Raw genomic sequence first — 22,716 nt, 5'->3', positions numbered from 1 at the left:
TGGGAGAAAGCAGCCGAAAGCTATCTAACCAGGCTTTGAGTCGATCGACTTTTTGCAATTTTTCAGAAATACTCATTGCTGATGAGAAGGCAAAATGCTGGTCGAGAATGTCACCCACACGCTGAGGATACAGTCGCATTAACAATGCTATAAACTCATTTCTCAAGAACAGGCTTTCCGGCCTGTTCCACAGAGAGTAAATTTTGTGGGCTAGGCATCTTGCTCGCCCTTGAAAAGCTTATTAACAAGGGTGCAAGATGTGAGTTGGTATCGGAATTACTCATCTCTCTTCTCTTTTTCTGCGCTCTCTGCGGCCTCTGCGGTTTAATAATTCACAGAATTGAAGAGTCTTTAAGCATAAATCTTTAATCTCCGGGTTCCCTAGTTAAATTATCGGCTTTAACTATTTTTTACTCGGATGGAATAAGCTTTGATTTTTGGGTACATCTACCCAATTGAGTAGATCCACATATAATACATGATACTAGAGCGATCGGCATCCCACCCTCTACTCTAGATCAACATCTTTTCGCCACTTTGACAGGAGCATCAAAATGAACAGCAACGGACTGCCACAAAAGCAAGGTCTGTACGATCCGCAGTTCGAGCACGACGCTTGCGGAGTCGGATTCATCGTACACATGAAGGGTAACAAATCCCACGAAATTGTCGAGCAGGCACTGACAATCCTCTTGAACCTCGACCACCGGGGCGCGTGCGGCTGCGAACCCAACACCGGAGACGGGGCGGGGATTTTGATGCAGGTGCCCCACAAGTTTCTAAAGAAAGTAACAGCGGCCCTAAACATCGAACTTCCCGAAGCCGGCGAATACGGCGTTGGCGCGATTTACTCGTCGCCAAATCAAACTGAACGGGAAAACGGCAAACGCATTTTTGAGGAAATCGCCGCCGAAGAAGGCCAGGAAGTGCTCGGCTGGCGCGATGTTCCCACCGACAACTCCTCCCTCGGCGACACCGCCAAATCTAGCGAACCCTTCATGCAGCAAGTGTTCCTCCGGCGCGCCGCAGGTATCGATGAGGCGGCTTTTGAGCGGAAACTGTACGTCATCCGCAAACGGGCTCACAATGCCATCCGCAGGACTAACACAGACCCATACTGGTATAATTCCACACTCTCTTGCCGAACGATCGTCTACAAGGGTATGTTAATGCCGGTGCAAGTGGGAGATTACTATCCCGAACTGCACGACCCCGACATGGAAAGCGCTCTAGCCCTGGTTCACTCGCGCTTCAGCACGAATACTTTTCCGAGTTGGGAACGATCGCACCCTTACCGCTACATCGCTCACAACGGCGAAATTAACACGATGCGCGGCAACATTAACTGGATGCACGCGCGACAATCGCTGTTCGAGTCGGAACTATTCGGCGATGACTTAAAGAAAATCCCCAATTTAATCAATATCGAAGGCAGCGACTCGACGATTTTTGACAATGCTTTGGAATTGCTGAATTTGGCCGGGCGTTCTTTGCCGCACGCTGTAATGATGATGATTCCCGAACCTTGGACAGCCCACGAGTCCATGAGTGACGAGAAAAAAGCTTTCTACGAATACCATTCTTGCTTGATGGAACCTTGGGACGGCCCAGCTTCGATCGCATTTACCGATGGTACTTCGATCGGGGCCGTGCTCGATCGCAACGGTTTGCGCCCTTCCCGCTACTGCGTCACCAAAGACGACTTGGTAATTATGGCATCGGAAGCGGGAGTTTTGCCGATCGCCCCAGAACGAATTGTATCAAAAGGCCGCTTGCAACCGGGGCGGATGTTCCTGGTAAATACCGAGGAAGGCCGCATCGTCTCTGACGAAGAAATTAAGACCAAAATCGCCACAGAACACCCGTACCGCGAGTGGATCGACCAACACATGGTCGAAATCGCCAAACTCAAAGATGCGCCGGCAGTAGCAGAATCTCATCCCGAAACATTATTGCAGCGGCAAATGGCCTTTGGCTACACCTTTGAAGAACTGCGGTTGCTGTTAGCGCCGATGGCGAAAGATGGCGTGGAAGCTGTCGGCGCGATGGGTGCGGATACGCCGCTGGCGGTGCTTTCCAATCGGCCAAAACTGCTTTATGAATACTTCCAGCAGTTGTTTGCTCAAGTTACCAATCCGCCGATCGATTCTATCCGCGAAGAAATTGTAACTTCTGCCGAAACTACGATCGGCGCTGAACGCAATTTGCTCAAACCGGAACCGGAAAGCTGTCATTTAATTGAACTGAAAACGCCAATTCTCAGCAATGAAGAATTAGCTAAGCTCCAACACGTAAATGAGGGCAATTTCAAGTCACTCACCGTGCCGATTTTGTTTGACCCCAAAAGCGGTGTAAAAGGTCTAGAACAGGCGTTAGAAGACGTTTTTGCAGCAGCAGACAGCGCGATCGCCTCCGGGGTGAATATCCTCATTTTGAGCGATCGGGGTACCAGTCCAGACAAAGCCCCAATTCCGGCGCTGCTGGCAGTTGCGGGCCTGCACCACCACTTGATCCGTAAAGGTACGCGCACGCGGGCGGGACTCGTGCTCGAATCCGGCGAACCGAGGGAAGTGCATCACTTTGCGACACTTATTGGATATGGTTGCGGCGCGATTAATCCGTATTTGGCCTTTGAGACGATCGCCGATTCGATCCGCGAAGGATTGCTGCTAAATGTCGAGTACAAAACAGCTTGCAAAAACTACATCAAAGCCGCAACTAAAGGCGTGACGAAAGTTGCCTCGAAAATTGGGATTTCCACAATTCAAAGTTATCGCGGCGCGCAGATTTTTGAGGCGATCGGCTTAAACAAATCCGTAGTCGATAAATACTTTGCTTGGACAGCCTCGCGGATTGAAGGCGTAGACCTCGAAGTCATCGCCCAAGAAGCTATTTTACGCCACAATCACGCATTCCCCGATCGCCCAGCCAGCGGACATACTCTCGATGTTGGCGGCGAATATCAGTGGCGGAAAGAAGGCGAGGCGCATTTGTTTAGTCCGCAGACAATTCACGCCCTGCAAAAGTCGGTGCGCGATGGCAGTTATACGCTTTTCAAACAGTATTCTGGGCTGGTAAACGAACAAAACCAACAGCATTTTACCTTGCGCGGTTTGTTGCAATTCAAACAGCGGGAATCGATACCCATTGAGGAAGTTGAACCGATCGAATCTATTCTCAAACGCTTTAAAACTGGGGCGATGAGTTATGGTTCGATTTCTAAAGAAGCCCACGAATCGCTAGCAGTAGCGATGAACCGCATTGGTGGCAAATCGAACACCGGTGAAGGCGGCGAAGATCCCGATCGCTACACTTGGACGAACGATCGCGGCGACTCGAAAAACAGCGCGATCAAACAAGTTGCTTCCGGGCGTTTCGGCGTTACCAGCTTGTACCTTTCCCAAGCGCGGGAACTGCAAATCAAGATGGCGCAAGGCGCGAAACCAGGTGAAGGCGGACAGTTGCCCGGTAAAAAAGTATACCCGTGGATTGCCAAGGTGCGAAACTCGACTCCGGGTGTGGGTTTGATTTCGCCTCCTCCTCACCACGACATTTATTCGATCGAAGATTTGGCCGAATTGATTCACGACTTGAAAAATTCCAACCGGGAAGCGCGGATTAGCGTCAAATTGGTGTCGGAAGTTGGAGTCGGGACGATCGCGGCGGGTGTTGCGAAAGCCCACGCCGATGTCGTGTTGATTTCCGGCTACGACGGCGGTACCGGCGCTTCGCCGCAAACTTCGATCAAACACGCGGGATTACCTTGGGAATTGGGACTGGCGGAAACTCACCAAACTTTGGTACTCAACAATCTCCGCAGCCGGATTGTGGTGGAAACTGACGGTCAAATGAAAACCGGCCGCGATGTAGTAATTGCTGCACTGCTTGGCGCTGAGGAATTCGGTTTTGCGACGGCGCCGCTGGTGACATTGGGCTGCATCATGATGCGCGTTTGCCACCTAAACACTTGCCCCGTGGGCGTTGCAACGCAAGACCCGCTGCTGCGGAAAAACTTTACCGGCGACCCAGAGCACACGGTAAACTTTATGACCTTCGTCGCGCAGGAAGTCCGGGAAATTATGGCGCAGTTGGGCTTCCGCACGCTAAATGAAATGGTGGGGCGGACTGATGTTTTGGAACCTCAGCAAGCTGTGGAACACTGGAAGGCTAAGGGTTTGGATTTCTCGAAAATCCTTTATCAGCCGGAAGTTGGGGCGGATGTCGGGCGCTATTGCCAGATGGCGCAGGATCACGGGTTGGAAAAGTCTCTGGACATGAGTGTACTGCTGGATTTGTGCAAAGGTGCGATCGAAAATGGCGAAAAAGTACACGCCAAACTGCCGATTACCAATGTCAACCGCGTTGTCGGCACAATTCTCGGCAACGAAATCACCAAACGCCACTGGGAAGGTTTGCCGGATGACACGGTGCACCTGCACTTCCAAGGCAGCGCTGGGCAAAGCTTTGGGGCTTTTGTGCCCAAGGGTGTCACCCTGGAGCTCGAAGGCGAAGCTAACGACTATTTGGGCAAAGGGCTCAGCGGTGGCAAAATCATCTTGTATCCGTCGCCAGATTCTACCTTCGTCGCAGAGGAAAACGTGATTGTCGGTAACGTAGTGCTTTACGGCGCGACTTCCGGCGAGGTTTTCATCCGAGGGATTGCGGGGGAACGTTTTGGGGTGCGCAACTCCGGCGTTAATGCAGTAGTTGAAGGTGTGGGCGATCACGGTTGCGAGTACATGACTGGTGGCAAAGTTGTAGTTTTGGGTGAAACCGGGCGCAATTTTGCAGCGGGTATGAGTGGCGGTGTTGCTTACATTTTGGATGAAGCGGGGGATTTTGCTACTCGCTGCAATATGTCAATGGTGGATTTGGAAAAATTGGAGGATGTTGAGGAAATTAGCGATTTGCGGCAGATGCTTCAAACTCACGTTGATTTGACGGGAAGTGCGAAAGCATCGAAGGTTTTAGCCAATTGGGACTCGATGGTGCCGCTGTTTGTGAAGGTGATGCCGAGGGATTACAAGCGGGTGTTGCAGGCTATTGAAAGGGCGATCGCATCGGGTTTAAGCGGTGATGATGCGCTGACGGCTGCGTTTGAAGAAAATGCTCGCGATGTCGCTCGGATTGGCGGCAGCTAGGGTTAGGATGGGTGCGCAGTGCGCACCTTACCGATGAAACAAGGGGCTTAAAGCCCCTTGTCCGAGTTCCTACACACTATGTTTGCAATGGAAGATCTAATTTTTAGAGAAGCCGATCGAGATGACATACAGGCGATCGTCAATATTCACAATTCTAATGCGCGCGGTCAAAATACGTCGATCGAGCGCGGCTTTTTGCTAACAAAAATTACTGAAGATGAGATTGTCAAAAGCTTAAATAATTCAGGCAGATATTTTGTTGCAGCTACAACCGATGGGGAAATTCTGGGATTTGTGGCTATATCACAACCCAAAATATCTGATGAAATGTTGAATAAAATTATCTGGAAAGATGAGGCTTTTAAGAAAAGAGTCACAAGCGATCGGCATTTTTATCTCCAAGTAGTAGCAACAAAGTTAGATTGCATGGGTAGAGGTGTTGCTCGATTTATGTATGAAAAAATTTATAAGATTTTTCCCAATTCATTCATTTCGCTGTTTATTGTTACCCACCCAATAGCTAATAATCGTTCACTCATGTTTCACCAAAAGCAGGGATTTGAACAAATAGGAAATTTGCAAATAGACCAATTTCTAGATTTACCAAATTATGAAAGTATTTTGCTGTTTAAAGAAACTTGAATCTGAGGATACTATAAACTATATAGCAATCCTAAATCATTATCAAGACTATAATAGAATTATATACAATACTTAATTGTGATCATAAAAAAATGGGCGTTGCATAATAGTGATATGAATTGAGGTTAAATCTAATGAAATGTCCTGAATGTGGCTCCAGCCATATCCGTAAAAAGGGCAAGATGAGAGGGAAGCAAAATCATATTGGTGTCGATTGTCATCGTCAGTTTATTGATGTTTACACAATCTCCAAAGGATACTCAGATGAAATTAAAGCGCAATGTTTGAAAATGTATGTCAACGGCATGGGATTTCGAGGTATTGAGCGCGTCACAGGAGTCCATCACACCACCGTCATTAATTGGGTCAGACAAGTAGGAGAACGCCTACCGTCCGCCTATGACGAGCGAGACCACTCCAGAAGTGGGGGAGTTGGATGAACTAGAAACTTTTGTAGGGCAAAAAAAAATCTGGTTGTGGACAGCAGTAGACCACTTTAAGCCAGAAATCTTAGGGTGGGTTTTGGGCGACCGAGCATGCGAAGACCTTTGCCCCCTTGTGGGAGCTTGTAGCAACATGGAATTGTTATTTTTATGTCACGGACGGCTGGCCAGTCTATCCAGGATTTATTCCAGATGGAGATCAGAGCCCACCGCAAGACTTACATGACCAGGGTAGAAGGTGAAAACACACGGTTACGGCATTACGAAAGCCCGACTGCATCGCAAGACACTTTGTTATTCAGTCGTCAGATGAAATGCTGAGACACTCGATCAGATTGTTGCTACACTACGTCAAGTTCTGGGATGTGCCAATTCCTCAATGATTCATGGCATCATTCAGCAACGCCTACCTTGTCGTTGCAATCCCCAACTTTTTTCCACTATCGCGTCCAATAAACCAGTCTGCGAAACAGTCCTACATTTCACCATTTAAGATCTGCCAGTTAAACGTCAATTTAAGGATGCAGTTGCGACTTAAATGTCAACTGCTTGAGTTCTTCTTGATTCCAGTTGCCGAACTTGGCGGCAGCTTCGTAGGTGCTTTGCAAGAACTCTAACAACATCTGATCCGGTGATTCTGCCTCGCGGACAGCGTCATAGGGCAAAATAAACTCGCCCAATTCTTGACTGTAAAATGCAGCATCGGGACGAATCGTAGCCTGCTTAAACCCATCGGGTTCTGGGTACGCATAGGAATAAAACGCTGGGTATGATAATCCGGCTCCGGGCCAAAATCCGGCACTACTGACTTCCTGGGAATAGGCTTCCTTTGCTACAGCATCTGGTAGATTTGGCACCCCTCCTGGATGTTCAGGAGCCGATCGCCCAGAAAAGCGAGTCACTGCTAAATCAAAACTTCCCCAGAAAAAATGAACCGGACTAACCTTGCCGGAAAAATGTGAACGAAATTCTCGAAAGACTCGATCGGACTGTAGCAGCACTCGCCAGCATCGATTGGCATAATCCGCATCATAAGCGGCATGAGTTTCATCCTGCTCAAATCGAATTGGGTCTGGGACTTCATTCGGTTTGGTGTTGATCGTGATGTGAATATCCAATGCTCTGAGAGTTTCCATCACGGTTTGATAAAAATCAGCGACCGAGCGAGGGTAGAGTGCGATCGCTCGTCTTGCCCCTTCGCTGGTTTGAATCAGCAGCTCATGATCAATGAAATCAAAGTCGATCTGAAAGATGCGGCTGCCATAGGGAATCGTGGAAGTGGTCAGTCCCCGAACGGTTAAATAGAGGGGAATATGCCAGGAATGATTAATCCACGGAGTTTGGGCAAATCGGATTTTGCCGATGATTTGAGTCCACATGTGCAAGGTGGCATAGGTCTCTTGCCATGCGTCCAGGGGTAAACTCGGCCAAATATCCGTTGAGGTCAGGGTAGGCTGATTTGACATTATGGTTTCCTCGCGAGTAGAAAAGGGCGCGCAATCAATAGTTCTTCTGTTGTTCATCGGCAAAACACCACAGCCATTGTTCTCCCAATTCGGCTGAACTGATCACCGCATGTCCGCTTTCTTCGTAATGACGGCGTGCGTGCTGATTTTTAGACGAGTCGCAGCACAACATTTTGCCGCAGGTTTGACAAATTCTTAAATGTACCCAGCGATCGCCAACTCGCAGGCATTCCTCACAGCGGAATACCGGGTAATTGGCTTTTGAAATCATAGTCTCTAGTGTCAGTTCGTTCAGGTGTTGACAAGACATGGAAGATTCCTGTGAATGTGCAAGATATGTACTCGATCAAGTGGAATACAGCCATTTGCGAAAGAGGTGAGTGAGGCGCGGCATAATCACATAGGTCAGCAGGGCAACCGTTAGACCTGTCACCAACAACGTTCTGAGCAATACCGGAAGCCCCGCTAGGAGTGGTACTAGCAAACGATTGAGAATAGATATCGTAAAAAACACTGCCAGCCATGTGACGATCGCCATTTTGTAGCGCGGGGGTGGAGCCTTCATCGGCTTGTCAGGAAGCGTAAACCAGGTTTCCAGCCCAGTCAGGGTTTGAATTGCTTCTGGCTTTTCAATTAAGGGTTGTAGTCGCTCAATCCATTCTTGCCGAATATCTGATTCAATCCAGGTTTTGAGATTGTTGTAGCAATCGAACTTGAGAATGACCACGTATTCAGAATGATCGTGATCATGAGGTCGAATCGTGCTGACACCTAAATGTCCCTTGAATTTTCGTGCATCTGCGGCGATGCCATGAAACCATGCTTCATAACCTTGTTCACGTCCTGGTTTCACGATATGAGAAATCACGGCGGTGACTAGATAGTTTTCTTGACTGGTATTGCTCGCCAATGGTTCTTCCAACATAGAATTTAACAGTCCGGGAAATTGGATGGTTAAAACAGGAAAACAGCTCTTACCGTGCCTGTATAGACTCTAAAACTGAAACGTCGTTCGAATGGTGCCAACAAAAATCGTGTCATTATTGCTGTTGTGTTCAGGGTTGGTAATGACGATTACACCAGGAGTGATGGAGAGATGGTCGTTCATTTGAAACCGGTAGAAGATTTCAAAGTGCAATGAGGTGCTACGATCGATTACTCCAAACTGATTGCCGATCACTTTAGGCGGTTGTCCAAAAACAAAACCTAATAAGTTTCCTTCCTTACCCAAATCTGGAAATCCAAAATTAACTGCGTAATAAAAAATCTCAGCAGTAGGAGCATTGGAGAGGTCTTGCGCCGATGCCCGGAGATATCCTATCCATCCTCCCAATCTGAAAGCAGGGTTAACAAGCCAGGAAGCCGTAAGACTATAGCTATCCCCAACAATGCTGGTACTGTTTCCATTAAACGGATCATTGGTAATGGCACTACTTGTACCAATATCAATTGAATTCAAAGAACGAGCATAGGTTAAGCCCAAACTTAAGGATTCTGTGGGTTTGAGTGTCAGTTGTGCTAAGGCAGAGTAAGAACCATCAAATAATCCAGCTCCCGCAGTCGGGTTGTTGGCGTTATTAGCAAGATAAACCAGTGTCAAATTGATGGCTGAGTTAAAGTTATGGTTGATACCAACACCTGTCCCACCTGTTTCTTCACGATAGATAGGGCTACGCACCCCAAATGCGGAAATCGAACCTCTGCCATCACTTCCCAATAGAGGGTTAATCGTATCAACCATATCAAACAAAGTGCCCTGTGCGATCGCAGTCACCCTAGTATCTGACCCGATGGGAAATTGATAATAAAGTTGATTGAGAATGAACTGATTGTCTGTATTACCATCAAAACTTAGGCGAGCCATATTGGTTCCTGTGGCTTCCCTGAAGTTTGGAATATTACCAGCCTGAAATCGAATTCTCAGTAAATCTTGCCCCGTAAAACTGGTATCCAAGATCAACCGCGCACGACCGCTAAAAATGATAGTGTCACCGATCTCACCCCTAGAACCAGGTGTTTCTCCTGGTGGTACAGCTCTATCACTACCAAATGCACCGCTCACAGCAAAAACGACCTCTCCAGTCAATTTTGTTGTAGGAGAGAATAGCTGAGACTCTAATCGAGTTGTGCGGGTTTCTAAGGAATCTACCTGTCCACGTAATGTTGAGAGTTCTGATGCAAATTCCGCTTGAAGTTTTTGTAGTGTTTGTAGATTTTCTCTTTCCACCAGATCTACTGTTGCACTGGCTAGTAGCTGATTTAGCTGATCTAGACAAGCATTTAGCCCAGCAGCAAACTCATAACGAGTAATGGCTCGATTGCCCTGAAATAGTTGATTTGGATAACCAACCATACAGTCGTAGCGATCGACTAACGCTTGTAATGCTGCAAATGCCCAATCGGTAGGTTGCACATCAGCCAGTTGATTCACAGAGGTGACTTGACCTTGCAAGGTATCCTGGGCAATGGCAGACTCAACCAGGCATGGGTGAATCAGAGAGCCTCCAAAGAGCAGACACGATGAGAGAATCGACTGAAAGAGAAGTTTCATTGAGAATCAATCCCTTCAAAACACGGCATTTCTTGGCAATTTTCGGCAGCAGTCACCTTGGCTAGGAGCGATCTCTGGCGATCGTTCCTAGCCTCCACGAAATCATCCAGTGCTGCTGCAAATAAACTGGATCACTGAGCAATGACAACATCCACTCAGTTACACACGAGTCATGAGGCGTTCACGATTGGCAGAGCCAGCATTTGATGTTACTGCATAGCTCGTCATTAGGTTGTTGTAGTCAGGAATAAACTCTGCAAGGAGATTACCTAGCCCTTCAATATCGTTACGCCAATCACGGTGTAATTCACACACAACGCTAAACCAATTGACCAACTGAGCGCCAGCACGAGACATCCGATCCCAAGCTGCATCGCGACAGGCTTCATCGAAGGTGCCAGAGGCATCGGTGACCACAAAAACGTCATAACCTGCCTCCAATGCTGAAAGCGCGCAAAAAGTGACACAGACATCCGTGACAATGCCAGCAATAATCAATTGCTTCTTACCCGTTGCTTCTACGGCTTTAACAAATTCCTCATTGTCCCAAGCGTTGATCTGTCCGGGGCGCGGAATGAAGGGAGCATCAGGAAACTTCTCCTTCAGTTCCGGCAGGATGACTCCATTAGGGCCGTCCTCAAAGCTAGTCGTCAAAACAGTAGGCAGGTTGAAAAACTTGGCTATACTTGCTAGCGCTAGCACATTATTTTTGAAGTCGGCAGCACCAATATCACGCACAAGCGAGAATAGTCCAGTTTGGTGATCCACCAGTAAAACCGCAGCATTATTCTTGTCTAGACGATTGTACTTGAATGTAGACATTAGGTAATTCTCCTATTTGAGTGATTGGTGAATGAGGAATTGCAGGATGGAATCAGGGATAAGAGAGTTTCTGTCCCTAACCTGCTGTTTGTCATAGCAGGGACGAAGACTGTGTTTAGAGAGGATTTCCCTCGCTAATCTTCTGGTGGCAATGGGATTTTACTATCGACCCATGAAGATGGAGGAATTGCTGACCTGGACAGGTTTGCCGTCCGCTGGAGGGGTTGTTGCAAGGAGCTGAAGTTCCCATGCAAGGGCAACCGCACTAGCACCGCCATGCTCAAGAAGAATCTCTGATACACCCGCAGATGTTTCTGTGCGTGCCCAGTCACGTTGCCATTCAGCAAGTACAGCCATCCAGTTGATTGGAACTGCACCCGCCTGAACCATACGGCGAACCGCCATGTCATGAGCTTCCGCAGTAACACCGCCCGAAGCATCGGTAACGATGAATACGTCATAACCTTCACCCAGCGCCTGGATTGCTGGCATTGCGAGACAAATCTCGGTCCAAAGCGCAGCAAGTATAAGTTGCTTGCGGCCACTTTTCTTCACTATATCTGTCACATTAGGATCTTCCCAGGTATTGATGAAAGTGCGGTTAATCGGTTTTTGATCGGGAAAAACATCCTGTAGTCCCTTAATGATATAACCCCCTCTTTCTTCAATGACTGTGGTCAGGATTGTGGGTACGTTGAACACCTTTGCCGATTTGGCAAGACCAATAACATTGTTAATGATCATCGTAGGTTCATGGCTGTTCAAGTTGGTGAACTGATAGGGCTGATGGTCAATCAGTACCAGGATGCTATCTTCTGGACGAAGCAGTCCTTCTAGACCGATTTTTTGATTTTTAGACATTGAAATCTCCTATTTGAGCGATTGGTGAATGAGGAATTGCAGAATGAAATCAAAAGCTAAATATCTCTGCTTGTGCTTTTAAATGAAACGTCTGTTTACCCTCAAGGGTTGATGAAGTAAGCGATCGCGCCATGAACTGAGTCTGCAAGACAACCCCAAATTTCACCACTTAAGATCCGTGAGTTAAGCATAGAGTTAAGGTGTTCGCGTCGCTTGCCCAAAGGGCGATCGCTTCACTATGAAATTGCTCCTAATGCTTTCAACGTCGCTGCTTGAGCGTGCGTTAATCCAGTTGCACCTTGAATATTCATGCCTTCAAGCATGGAACCGTGCAATTTACTTGCTCGATCCATTTGCATGACTGTTTGCACAAATTCAATATAGGTGGTCACCTTCAAGCTGTCGCCTATAGCAAGTTAAATTTTTTACAGTGCAAATTGATAGATTAACCGTTCCATCGCAGAGTAGAAGGCTGGCTCTAACTTAAGTTAGAATCCGAATTCGATCGAAAGTACATTCATACAATTGATCGACCATCAATGTCTGAATGCAAAATCCGGTAGCGATGTCCCACACTTTAAGGGTGCGATCGTCACTGCCACTGATTAAAAACTGACCATCTGGGCTAAAGCTGACTGACGTGACCCAACTGGTGTGTTTGTGCAAGACGTTCAAACAAGATCCAGTTTGCAGATTCCAGAGCCGAATAGTCCGATCGCCACTGCCACTCGCTAATAGTTGATTATCAAGGCATACAGCAACCGACCAGATCCCACCCGTATGTCCCCGCAAGACTTTTACCAAAAACTTGGGTTTAAAGCCCCGTCCTTATAGGACGGCTTTGTGTTAGAGTTTTAACGTAGCAAGTTCTCACGTAAGATGTTCGTTTTAGAATTCAAGGCTAAAGGCAAACCAAATCAGTACGCAGCAATAGACGAGGCAATCAGAACTGCTCAATTCGTTCGGAATAAGTGCATCCGATTTTGGATCGACAACCGAGGAGTAGGGCAAAAAGACTTGTACCGTCACAGCACTGCGCTCAGAGAAGAGTTCGCCTTTGTCAAAGATTTGAATTCTAGTGCTTGCCAAGCTTCTGTGGAAAGGGCTTATTCTGCGATTGCTCGGTTCTACGACAACTGCAAGAAAGCCGTTCCGGGAAAGAAAGGTTATCCGACCTTCAAGAAAAACAGTCAATCTGTTGAGTACAAAGTCAGCGGTTGGAAACTTTCGGAAACTCGGAAGCAAATCACATTCACTGACAAAAAGGGAATTGGCAAGTTCAAACTAAAAGGTACGTGGGATCTTAATTTCTACCAGATTGACCAGATCAAGCGAGTTCGCTTAATACGTCGCGCCGACGGCTACTACGTTCAGTTTGCAATCAGTGCCCAGAACAAGGTAGATACAACGCCAGCAGGTAAAACACTTGGATTGGATGTAGGGTTGAAAGAGTTTTATACAGACTCCGATGGTCATACTGAACCGAATCCCAAGTTTTACCGAACAAGCGAGAAACGGTTGAAGTTTCGACAGCGACGTGTCTCTCGCAAAAAGAAAGGCTCTGCCAACCGAAAGAAAGCAATTAATCGATTAGGGCGAGTACACCTCAAAATAAGTAGGCAACGTGAAGAACACGCTAAGAGACTAGCGCGTTGCGTAATCCAATCTAACGATTTGGTCGCCTACGAAGATTTGAGGGTTAAGAATCTTGCAAAGAATCACTGTCTGGCTAAATCGATTAACGATGCTGGTTGGTATCAATTCAGGAAGTGGTTGGAATATTTTGGAGTAAAGTTTGGCAGGGTAACGGTTGCTGTCAATCCTGCTTATACTTCGCAGAAATGTTCTAATTGCGGTGCAATCGTCAAAAAATCCCTATCAGTAAGAACTCACGCTTGTGAATGCGGATTTGTTATGGATAGGGATTGGAATGCAGCGATTAACATTCTGAAATTAGCCTTGAGTACGGTAGGGCATACCGGAACTTGGGTCAAAGACCCGAACGCTTTGGGAGATTCGACCTCTACTTTGGCTGGAGAAATCCAGTCGCAAGCAAGTTGAGTCCGTGAACAAAGAATCCCCTCGCCTTGATAGCAGGGGAGTGTCAAAAGTCAAGATATAAATATCTACACAAGGAGCTTTATATTCTGGAGTTAGGCAAGCGATATACTTTGGGAAACGGATGACAGTCCTTTATCGAGGGAGCATTCAATGATTACCCTGCCTGGAATTACTATCCACAGCAAAATCTATCAGAGCTTAGTTTCTTTAGTGTATCGGGGCATCAGAGAGCAAGATAATTGTGCAGTGATTGCCAAAGTTCTCAAGCAGGATTATCCCTCTCCTCATGAATTAACTCGCTATCGGCAGGAGTATGAAATTACTCGTTTTCTCAACCTAGAAGGCGTAGTCAAGGCATACAGCCAACAAGACTACCAGCGCACGCTGGTTCTTCTTTTGGAAGACTTTGGTGGAGAGTCTTTAGAATGCTGGATGCGGCAACAATTAGACTTCTCTCCCATGCCGTTGTCGGTTTTTTTGAATATGGCGATCGCCATTACTGATACTCTAGGCAAAATCCATGCGGCTCATGTCATCCATAAAGATATTAATCCTGGCAACATTGTCTTTAATCCCAGGACTGGCGTTGTCAAAATCATTGATTTTGGCATTGCCACTCGCTTCAGTCGTACCAATCCCACATTCAAAAGTCTCCATCTTCTAGAAGGAACCCCCGCCTATTTGTCGCCAGAGCAAACCGGACGAATGAACCGGATGCTCGACTATCGCACCGACTTTTATTCACTGGGTGCAACCTTCTACAAACTGTTGACGGGACAATTGCCGTTTCCCACCAGTGATCTCCTGGAACTAGTTCACTGTCACATTGCTACACCGCCGATTCCCCCGCACGAATTGAATGCCACGATTCCCCAACCTGTTTCAAACCTGATTTTGAAACTGATGGCAAAAAATGCAGAGGATCGTTATCAAAGTGCCTGGGGCATCAAAGCAGATCTAGAGCGCTGTGCCCAACAACTGGCGGAAATGGGTCAGATTAACGCCATATCGTTGGGACTGCAAGATGTTTCCGAGCAGTTCTGCATTCCTCAAAAACTGTATGGGCGAGAAGCGGAGATTTCAGCATTATGGGTGGCGTTTGACAGAGTGGCAGGGAGTAAGGGAGTCCGTGAAATAATGCTGGTCTCTGGTTACGCTGGCGTTGGTAAAACAGCATTGGTACAGGAACTCTTTAAACCGATCACCGCAAAGCACGGCTATTTTATCTGGGGTAAATTTGACCAATTCCAGCGCAATATTCCCTACAGCGCGATCGTCGATGCTCTGCAAAAGTTGGTGCAGCAACTGTTGGGTGAACCCAATGAACAGGTGGAAGTATGGCGATCGCGTTTACTCAGTGCTTTGGGAAGCAACGGACAAATTATCATAGATGTCATTCCCGAAGTTGAGTTCATTATTGGCAAGCAGCCACCTGTGCTCGAAGTTGGAGCAACAGAAGCACAGAATCGCTTCAATCTCACGTTTCAAAGGTTTGTGCGGGCGTTTTGTGCAAAAGAGCATCCCCTAGTCATCTTTTTAGACGATCTACAGTGGATTGATTCTGCGACGTTGAAGTTAATTGAACTCATATTGCTTGACGAGCAAACTCAATCCCTGTTTTTGATCGGAGCCTATCGAGATCGTGAAGTGTCTCCAACGCATTCATTAATTTTGATGCTGGAGAGCTTGCGAAATCAGGGTGCAGCGCTTCAAGAAATCACCCTGACTCCTTTAACATTGGAATCGTTGACTCAACTGGTAGCTGAGACATTACATCGCAATCCTGATACCGTTCGTTCCTTAGCCCAAGTCGTGTTGCGTAAAACCGAGGGCAATCCTTTCTTTGTTGGTGAATTTTTGAAGCTGCTGTATGGCGAAAACCTGTTGACCTTTGATCCTCAACAGTTGAGTTGGCAGTGGAACCTAGCTGAGATTGAAGCTCAAGATATCACTGCTAATGTGGTGGAGTTGTTGTTGCGTCAGTTGCAGAAATTGCCGGAAGCAACACAGCAAGTTCTCTCCATCGCTGCTTGTGTTGGGTCTGAGTTTGATTTAGAAACGTTGGCGATCGTTTGTGAAAAATCACCGAAATCAATTTTTCAGGATCTACTAGCAGCAATAAAATCGGAATTAATTCAACCTCTGTCTGAATTGGACGAAGATTTGTTAGTTCAAGAGTATAAGTTTCTGCACGATCGCGTTCAGCAAGCGGCTTATGCTTTGATTGATGAATCGCAGAAACAAGTGGTTCATCTCCAAATCGGTCGTAATTTGCTCGACAAAACTTCACCAGAGCAACGATCCGATCGGTTGTTTGAAGTCATCGATCATTTCAATCAAGGAATTGAGCTAGTCACTGCTCGATCAGAACGAACTGAAATTGCCAGATTGAATTTAATGGCAGGTCAGAAAGCAAAGGCAGCAACGGCTTATGAAGCAGCTTTTAAGTATTTCACTACAGGGCTTAAACTCCTCAATTCAGAGAGTTGGAAGAGTGAGTATTATCTGACCTTAGCGCTGTACTCAGAAGCAGCAGAAGCGGCGTATCTCCAGGGTCGCTTTGATGAGATGGAACAGTTGGTAGAAGTGGTACTCGCTCGTGCCAAAACAGTGGTTGACAAAGTGCAAGTTTACGATAGCAGCATTCAAAGATATTTGTCACAGGGCAACCTGAAAGAAGCACTCAAAATTGGCTGGGAAGTGTTGAAGCTCCTGGGAGTGATTTTACCAGAAAATCCAAGTGAGTTAGATATTCGAGGCGGATTGGAGTCAACGGCTGCACTACTTACTGAACGAGAAATTGAAGACTTGATTAATTTACCAGAGATGACTGCACCAGAACCGCTAGCAGCAATGTCAATCCTAGCGAATATAGGGTCTGCTGCATTCATAGTATCACCAGCACTGTGGATACTGATTACGTTCAAAACGGTAAATTTATCAATCAACTACGGGAATGCTATCTGGTCATCACTGTATTATGCCTGCTACGGGTTGGTTCTATGTGGAGTTGTTCAAGATATTGAACTCGGCTATAAATTTGGTCAATTGGCTCTTACCTTGGCAGAACGATTGAATACCAAAAAAGGCAAGGCTAAAGCATTACACGTATTTAGTGACCAGATTATGCAATGGAAAGTACATCTTAAGGAGACGATACCACTGCTGGTTGAGGTTTATCAGGAAGGAGTGGAAACCGGAGACTTTGAATCTGCTGGTTATGCTGCATATGAGGTGTGCTACCACTCGTTTTTTGTCGGTGAGGAACTCACCCAACTGGAACAGAAAACGGCAACCTACAGCAAAGCGGTTGATCGAATCAGACGGGAAAGTCCCTCAACTTGGATTGCAATGGTGTGGCAGACCATTCTTAATTTGTTAGATAGGTCTGAGAATCCCAGTCGCTTAGTTGGTCGGGTGTTTAATGAAGAGGAGGCGTTATCACACGCTATTGCAGTTAAAGATGGAACTGCAATTCAAATGCTATATCTGCACAAAGTCATACTATTTTATCTATTTGAAGAATATCATCAAGCTGTACAGACTGCCATTTTGGCAAGGCAACATTTTGAAGAAGCGAGGGCAATAGGAGTTTTACCGGTATTCTGTTTCTATCATTCGCTGGCGCTTTTGAGCCTATTGCTCGATGCTTCAAACTCTGAAAAATCAGCTTGGCTAAACTCTTTTAACACCCACCAAGAAAAGATGCAAAAATGGGCGAGTCATGCCCCGATGAATTATCTCCATAAATTTCATCTGGTCGAGGCAGAGAAAGCGCGAGTTTTAGGGCAGTTTCTTGAGGCTGAAGAGTTCTATGAACAAGCGATCGCAGGTGCTGCTGAAAATGAGTATATTCAGGAAGAAGCACTCGCTTATGAATTAGCGGCTAAACATTATCTAGCGCGAGGTCGAGAAAAAATTGCTCAAACCTACATGAAAGAGGCGCACTATTGCTACGATCGCTGGGGCGCAATCGCTAAAGTTAAAGACTTAGAAACTCGCTATCCACAGTTCTTTTCTCAGTCGTCTAGAGCCGCTTCCACATCAATTCCTATTACTGCTGAAACTATCTCTAATTCCTTCCATACCGCTTTCGATTTGGCAGCAGTGATGAAAGCTTCACAGGCAATTTCACGAGAAATTGAACTGAAGCAATTGCTGCGATCGCTGATGCAAACTTTAATTGAGAATGCTGGCGCACAAACCGGATATCTGATTTTAGAAAAGTCAGGAGAATGGTTGATTGAAGCGGCTTGTGAACTCAATGCCGATGAGAATGCTTGTGCGACTCAGGTGTTACAGTCTATTCCAATTGCCGATCAATTGCCAGAATCAATCATTCAATATGTGATTCGGACTCTGAAGCCTGTCACCTTAAATGATGCGACTCGTGAAGGTGCTTTTATTAATGAGCCATACATTCAACAGAATCAGCCTCAATCTGTTTTCTGTTTGCCGCTGCTGAATCAAGCCAAGCTGGTCGGTGTATTGTATTTGGAAAATCGGTTAGCAGCTAGAGTATTTACACCAGAGCGATCGCAGGTCTTACAGCTATTATCGACTCAAGCAGCGATCGCCATCGAGAATGCCAACCTTTACTCAGAACTGCAGGCTAAAGAAAGCAAGATCACCCAGTTCCTTGAAGCGATTCCGGTGGGAATTGCGATCGTGGATGCGAAGGGTTGCCCTTACTATGCCAACCAATGCGGCAATCAACTCGTGGGCAAAGAAACTGATCCTTCCATAGCACCAGAGCAGATCTCAGAGGCTTATCAGCTTTATGTAGCGGGAACGGATCAAATCTATCCAGCGGAGAGCTTGCCTATTGTGCGGGCATTAAGAGGCGAACGCATCAGGACTGAAGATATAGAAATTCGTCGAGATAATGTCACAATTCTACTTGAGGCACGGGGAACGCCAGTTTTTGATCGACAGGGCAATATCACTTATGCGATCGCTACTTTTCAGGACATTACAGAGCGCAAACAAGCCGAGAAACTCCTAGCCGACTACAACTGCACTTTAGAGCAACAGGTCGCAGAACGAACTGCTGCGTTACGACAAAGTGAGGCTAATTACCGCAACCTGCTACAAACCGCGAATTCAGTCATCCTTCGCTATGACACGCAAGGACGGATTCATTACATAAACGATTATGGGGTGAAACTTCTGGGCTATCAAGAACACGAGCTTTTAGGGCGAACCCTATTTGAAACAATCATTCCAGACATCGAAACCTCTGGACGCGATGTCAAACCCTTTATCCATGATTTACTTCGGAATCCCCAATTGTACCCGAAAGGCGAGAGTGAAAACCTGTGTCGAGACGGTCGGCGAGTTTGGCTTGCCTGGTCTAATCAAGCCATCTTCAATGACCAGGGAGAGTTCGTTGAAATCTTATCGGTTGGAATGGACACCACCCAGCGTAGACAAGCAGAAGAGGCATTACAACGCAGTGAAGTTAAGTTCAGAACTATTTTTGAAAACTCACAGGTTGGCATCTTCCGTACCCGCCTCTCGGATGGATTACTTCTCGATGCCAATCAATGCTATGCCAATCTGCTTGGCTTTGATTCATCAGAGGAGATGATTGGGCTTGAACACGCCACAGACTACTATGTAAATCCCAGCGATCGCCAACAATTCCTTGAGGTGCTGAAGCGGGATCGGGAAGTGCGAAGCTATGAAGCACAGGGGCGAAAACGAGATGGGACAGTGTTTTGGGGACTTTTCTCTGCTTATCTGAATGCAGACGATGACTACATTGAAGGGGTGATTGCGGATATTAGCGATCGCAAACAAGCAGAAGCCGCTCTACAAACGAGTGAAGAACGACTACGCTTAGCATTAACCGCTTCAAATCAAGGACTCTACGATCTCAACATTGAAACTGAAGAAGTTGTGGTTAACCCAGAATACGCTTTAATGCTGGGCTACGATCCAGCAACATTTCACACGACCAAATCTAGTTGGATTCAGAGTTTGCATCCTGACGACAGAGAATCAGTGGTTGCAGCTTACGATGCTTGTATTACTGGAGAAGTCCCCAGCTATCAAGCAGAGTATCGCCATCGTACCCAGGATGGTCAGTGGAAATGGGTTTTTGCTGTCGGCAAAATTGTTACCTGGAATGAATCCGGTGAACCCATCCGAGCGTTGGGAGTTGTTACGGATATTAGCGATCGCAAACGAGCAGAAGAAGCCCTACAAGCCTCAGAGTCAAAGCTACGGACTCTCATTGAGGCAATTCCCGATCCGCTGTATGTACTAACTGCTGAAGGGCAAGTACTCGATGCAGTCGAGAGAGATCCCAATCAGTCATGTAGACCAATCGAGGAGCAGATTGGTAAAACACTGCATCAACTCCTTGCCAAGGAAAAAGCCGATGAATTCCTGAGTTGCATGCAGCAGGTGCTGAGAACCCAGCAAATCCTTACCATTGAATACAGCCACTGGATAGCTGGACGAGAAATGTGGTTTTCGGTTCGCATTGCCCCGGTTCGGCACGATCGGGTGATTTGGTTAGTGCGAGATATTACGGCGCTGAAGCAAGCAGAAGAAGCCTCAATTTTAGAGGAGCGCAACCGCATGGCACGCGAAATTCACGACACACTCGCTCAGGCGTTTACAGGCATTCTGGCTCAGGTGGGAGCTGCAAACCAGGTGCTAACGGACGATTTAGAAGCAGCTCAGGCACACCTGGATCTGATCAAAGAATTGGCGCGAACTGGACTGACTGAAGCGCGGCGATCGGTCGTGGCACTCCGTCCCCAGCTTTTGGAGGAGGGCAGTCTACAGAGCGCTCTACATCGTCTCATCGCTCAAATCAGAACTGCCGCAATGGATGTCACTCTATATTATGAGATTGAGGGTGCAGTGTATTCTCTACCCACTGAAGTCGAGAATAACTTACTACGGATTGGGCAGGAAGCATTAACTAATGCGATTAGATACGCCAATGCTGACGAAATTCGAGTGGAGCTAGTCTACGATCGCGATCGGTTTTGCTTGCGCGTGAGAGACAATGGACAGGGCTTTGGAGTTGGCAGTATTTCAGCCTCTGAGGGTTTTGGCTTACTCGGCATGAGCGAACGGGCTGAGCGCATCGGCGCACAACTCACGATTAGGAGTCAACCTGGACAAGGAACAGAAATTATTGTCACCGTCAACCTTTGAGTGAGCATTACAATGAGCCAAGCTACGACCATTCGGGTTCTGATTGCGGACGATCACGCCATTTTTCGGCAAGGATTAGCCACGATTATTAACCGTGACCCAGATATGCAGGTGATTGCACAAGCCGAAAATGGGGAACAGGCGATCGCCGCCTTTCGGGAACACCAACCAGATGTAACGCTAATGGATCTGCGAATGCCTGAAGTGGAAGGAGTTGCCGCCATTGGTGCAATTTGTGCGAGCGTTAAATCTGCTCGAATTATTGTACTGACCACGTATGATAGTGACGAAGATATTTACCGGGGATTGCAGGCAGGCGCAAAAGGATATCTATTGAAAGAAACTGAACCTGACGAGCTTCTGAATGCGATTCGTACCGTTCATCGGGGCCAGAAGTATATTCCGCCCGATGTGGGAGCAAAGTTGGTACAGCGCCTCAGCAATCCAGAACTGAGTGAAAGAGAACTACAAGTACTCCGCTCGCTGGCACAGGGGATGAGTAACGCTGAGATTGCGGCTGCTTTGAGCATCGGTGAAGGTACTGTTAAATCCCATGTCAATCGGATTTTGAATAAGTTGGATGTGAGCGATCGCACTCAAGCGGTGATTGTTGCCGTTAAGCGCGGCATTGTCAGTTTGTAGGGTGTACTTTCGATCGAGTTGAGAGTCTAACTTAAGTTAGAGCCGGCCTTCTACTTTGCGATGGAACGATTACTCTATCAATTTCTACTGTCAAACTTTTAACTCACTATAGACGACAGCTTGAAGGCGATCTCCTATATTGAATTTATGCAAACAGTCATGCAAATGGATCGAGCAAGTAAATTGCATGGTTCTATGCTTGATGCAGATGTAAAAAGATGAGCGACGATCGTAGCCACAGGTCTTTACTTGTACCACCTTCAACTCAAGATTGGATTCAAGGTATTCTGAGTGCCAAGGTAGTGCTGGTGATGTACGGAGATTATCAATGCCCTAGAAGTGCGGACGTTTACAAGCTGATTAAAGCGATCAAACGAGAGCTTAGTGCTGCTTTTGGAGAAGATTATTTATGCTTCATCTTCCGTCATTTTCCACAAACACAGATTCATCCCCATGCTCAACGGGCAGCCGAAGCCGCCGAAGCAGCCGCCGCCCAAGGAAAGTTTTGGTTAATGAGCGATACCTTATTTGACCATCAACAAAGGTTGGAGAACGGTTATCTTGTCGAGTACGCCAATGATTTAGGGCTTGACATTCCTCAATTTCTCAAAGAGTTGTCTAAACAAGTGCATGTCGATCGCATCAACGAAGATATCGAAGGCGGAATAGAGAGTGGAGTAACGACTGCCCCAGCCCTGTTTATCAATGGAATTCGGTATACCGAGCGCTGGAACACGACGGAGTTGATGGCTGCCATGATTACTGCAAGTCATTAAGTTCCCCGATCTTTGCTCTCAATTCATATCTGACTTGCCTGTAAGTGCTGTAAGCCATCTAATTTTGATGGCTAGATTTTGCCTATTCTGCTGAACAAAATTACCGCTTTTTGAACCATGCCAAAAACTGAATTC

14 protein-coding genes and 1 pseudogene are annotated in these 22,716 nt (G+C 46.8%); 7 read left to right on the top strand and 8 right to left on the bottom strand.

Annotation, left to right across the window (positions count from 1 at the left end):
- The first annotated feature begins 554 nt into the window (after window positions 1-554).
- The 3 genes and pseudogenes from gltB (at window position 555) to QUB77_RS17905 (ending at window position 6,609) form a co-directional block, all read left to right on the top strand.
- Window positions 555-5,141, top strand: coding sequence for a glutamate synthase large subunit (gltB, locus tag QUB77_RS17915; RefSeq protein WP_333175589.1), 4,587 nt, complete (start codon window positions 555-557; stop codon window positions 5,139-5,141).
- An 87-nt stretch (window positions 5,142-5,228) separates the two neighbouring features.
- Window positions 5,229-5,783 carry a GNAT family N-acetyltransferase gene (locus QUB77_RS17910; protein ID WP_333175592.1) on the top strand — a complete coding sequence of 185 codons (555 nt, stop codon included), beginning with the start codon at window positions 5,229-5,231 and terminating at the stop codon, window positions 5,781-5,783.
- Window positions 5,784-5,917: 134 nt separating this feature from the next.
- Window positions 5,918-6,609: pseudogene (locus QUB77_RS17905) on the top strand (IS1 family transposase).
- Between the two features lie 132 nt (window positions 6,610-6,741).
- On the opposite strand, the gene QUB77_RS17900 reads toward QUB77_RS17905, so the two are convergent.
- The 8 genes from QUB77_RS17900 to QUB77_RS17865 form a co-directional block, all read right to left on the bottom strand.
- Entirely contained in the window at window positions 6,742-7,692 is a 951-nt protein-coding gene (locus QUB77_RS17900; RefSeq protein ID WP_333175595.1) for a DUF5996 family protein, read from the bottom strand.
- A 34-nt stretch (window positions 7,693-7,726) separates the two neighbouring features.
- Complete coding sequence (locus tag QUB77_RS17895) at window positions 7,727-8,002, bottom strand: UBP-type zinc finger domain-containing protein (RefSeq protein WP_190440354.1); 276 nt, start codon at window positions 8,000-8,002, stop codon at window positions 7,727-7,729.
- Between the two features lie 36 nt (window positions 8,003-8,038).
- Window positions 8,039-8,617, bottom strand: coding sequence for an antibiotic biosynthesis monooxygenase (locus QUB77_RS17890; protein WP_333175598.1), 579 nt, complete (start codon window positions 8,615-8,617; stop codon window positions 8,039-8,041).
- Window positions 8,618-8,686: 69 nt separating this feature from the next.
- Window positions 8,687-10,243, bottom strand: a complete 1,557-nt coding sequence (locus QUB77_RS17885; RefSeq protein ID WP_333175600.1) for an iron uptake porin — start codon at window positions 10,241-10,243, stop codon at window positions 8,687-8,689.
- Between the two features lie 159 nt (window positions 10,244-10,402).
- Entirely contained in the window at window positions 10,403-11,065 is a 663-nt protein-coding gene (gene ycaC, locus QUB77_RS17880; protein WP_333175603.1) for an isochorismate family cysteine hydrolase YcaC, read from the bottom strand.
- Between the two features lie 162 nt (window positions 11,066-11,227).
- The gene (locus tag QUB77_RS17875) at window positions 11,228-11,926 is read right to left on the bottom strand and encodes a hydrolase (protein WP_333175604.1); all 699 of its coding nucleotides are present in this window, start codon (window positions 11,924-11,926) and stop codon (window positions 11,228-11,230) included.
- Window positions 11,927-12,162: 236 nt separating this feature from the next.
- The gene (locus QUB77_RS17870; protein WP_333175606.1) at window positions 12,163-12,318 is read right to left on the bottom strand and encodes a hypothetical protein; all 156 of its coding nucleotides are present in this window, start codon (window positions 12,316-12,318) and stop codon (window positions 12,163-12,165) included.
- A gap of 91 nt (window positions 12,319-12,409) precedes the next feature.
- Entirely contained in the window at window positions 12,410-12,730 is a 321-nt protein-coding gene (locus QUB77_RS17865) for a WD40 domain-containing protein (protein WP_333175608.1), read from the bottom strand.
- Window positions 12,731-12,805: 75 nt separating this feature from the next.
- Between QUB77_RS17865 and QUB77_RS17860 the strand changes: the two genes are divergently transcribed.
- The 4 genes from QUB77_RS17860 (at window position 12,806) to QUB77_RS17845 (ending at window position 22,581) form a co-directional block, all read left to right on the top strand.
- On the top strand, window positions 12,806-13,987 hold the full coding sequence (locus QUB77_RS17860) for an RNA-guided endonuclease InsQ/TnpB family protein (RefSeq protein WP_445251756.1): 1,182 nt from the start codon (window positions 12,806-12,808) through the stop codon (window positions 13,985-13,987).
- A 150-nt stretch (window positions 13,988-14,137) separates the two neighbouring features.
- The gene (locus QUB77_RS17855) at window positions 14,138-21,163 is read left to right on the top strand and encodes a PAS domain S-box protein (RefSeq protein WP_333175611.1); all 7,026 of its coding nucleotides are present in this window, start codon (window positions 14,138-14,140) and stop codon (window positions 21,161-21,163) included.
- A 12-nt stretch (window positions 21,164-21,175) separates the two neighbouring features.
- A complete protein-coding gene (locus QUB77_RS17850) occupies window positions 21,176-21,805 on the top strand; it encodes a response regulator transcription factor (protein WP_333175614.1) in 630 nt (209 codons plus the stop codon).
- A gap of 218 nt (window positions 21,806-22,023) precedes the next feature.
- Window positions 22,024-22,581 carry a DsbA family protein gene (locus tag QUB77_RS17845; protein WP_333175617.1) on the top strand — a complete coding sequence of 186 codons (558 nt, stop codon included), beginning with the start codon at window positions 22,024-22,026 and terminating at the stop codon, window positions 22,579-22,581.
- The last annotated feature ends 135 nt before the right edge of the window (window positions 22,582-22,716 follow it).

The organism is Microcoleus sp. AT9b-C3 (assembly GCF_036705485.1).
Classification (GTDB): Bacteria; Cyanobacteriota; Cyanobacteriia; order Cyanobacteriales; family Microcoleaceae; genus Microcoleus.
Note: the sequence above shows the minus strand (reverse complement) of the source record. Positions and strands in the feature narration are given on the sequence as shown.

What these genes read in the sequence shown, in the direction of transcription:
- gltB (WP_333175589.1), top strand. Translation starts at nt 555, where the DNA reads ATGAACAGCAACGGACTGCCACAAAAGCAAGGTCTGTACGATCCGCAG.
- QUB77_RS17910 (WP_333175592.1), top strand. Translation starts at nt 5,229, where the DNA reads ATGGAAGATCTAATTTTTAGAGAAGCCGATCGAGATGACATACAGGCG.
- QUB77_RS17900 (WP_333175595.1), bottom strand. Translation starts at nt 7,692, where the DNA reads ATGTCAAATCAGCCTACCCTGACCTCAACGGATATTTGGCCGAGTTTA.
- QUB77_RS17895 (WP_190440354.1), bottom strand. Translation starts at nt 8,002, where the DNA reads ATGTCTTGTCAACACCTGAACGAACTGACACTAGAGACTATGATTTCA.
- QUB77_RS17890 (WP_333175598.1), bottom strand. Translation starts at nt 8,617, where the DNA reads ATGTTGGAAGAACCATTGGCGAGCAATACCAGTCAAGAAAACTATCTA.
- QUB77_RS17885 (WP_333175600.1), bottom strand. Translation starts at nt 10,243, where the DNA reads ATGAAACTTCTCTTTCAGTCGATTCTCTCATCGTGTCTGCTCTTTGGA.
- ycaC (WP_333175603.1), bottom strand. Translation starts at nt 11,065, where the DNA reads ATGTCTACATTCAAGTACAATCGTCTAGACAAGAATAATGCTGCGGTT.
- QUB77_RS17875 (WP_333175604.1), bottom strand. Translation starts at nt 11,926, where the DNA reads ATGTCTAAAAATCAAAAAATCGGTCTAGAAGGACTGCTTCGTCCAGAA.
- QUB77_RS17860 (WP_445251756.1), top strand. Translation starts at nt 12,806, where the DNA reads ATGTTCGTTTTAGAATTCAAGGCTAAAGGCAAACCAAATCAGTACGCA.
- QUB77_RS17855 (WP_333175611.1), top strand. Translation starts at nt 14,138, where the DNA reads ATGATTACCCTGCCTGGAATTACTATCCACAGCAAAATCTATCAGAGC.
- QUB77_RS17850 (WP_333175614.1), top strand. Translation starts at nt 21,176, where the DNA reads ATGAGCCAAGCTACGACCATTCGGGTTCTGATTGCGGACGATCACGCC.
- QUB77_RS17845 (WP_333175617.1), top strand. Translation starts at nt 22,024, where the DNA reads ATGAGCGACGATCGTAGCCACAGGTCTTTACTTGTACCACCTTCAACT.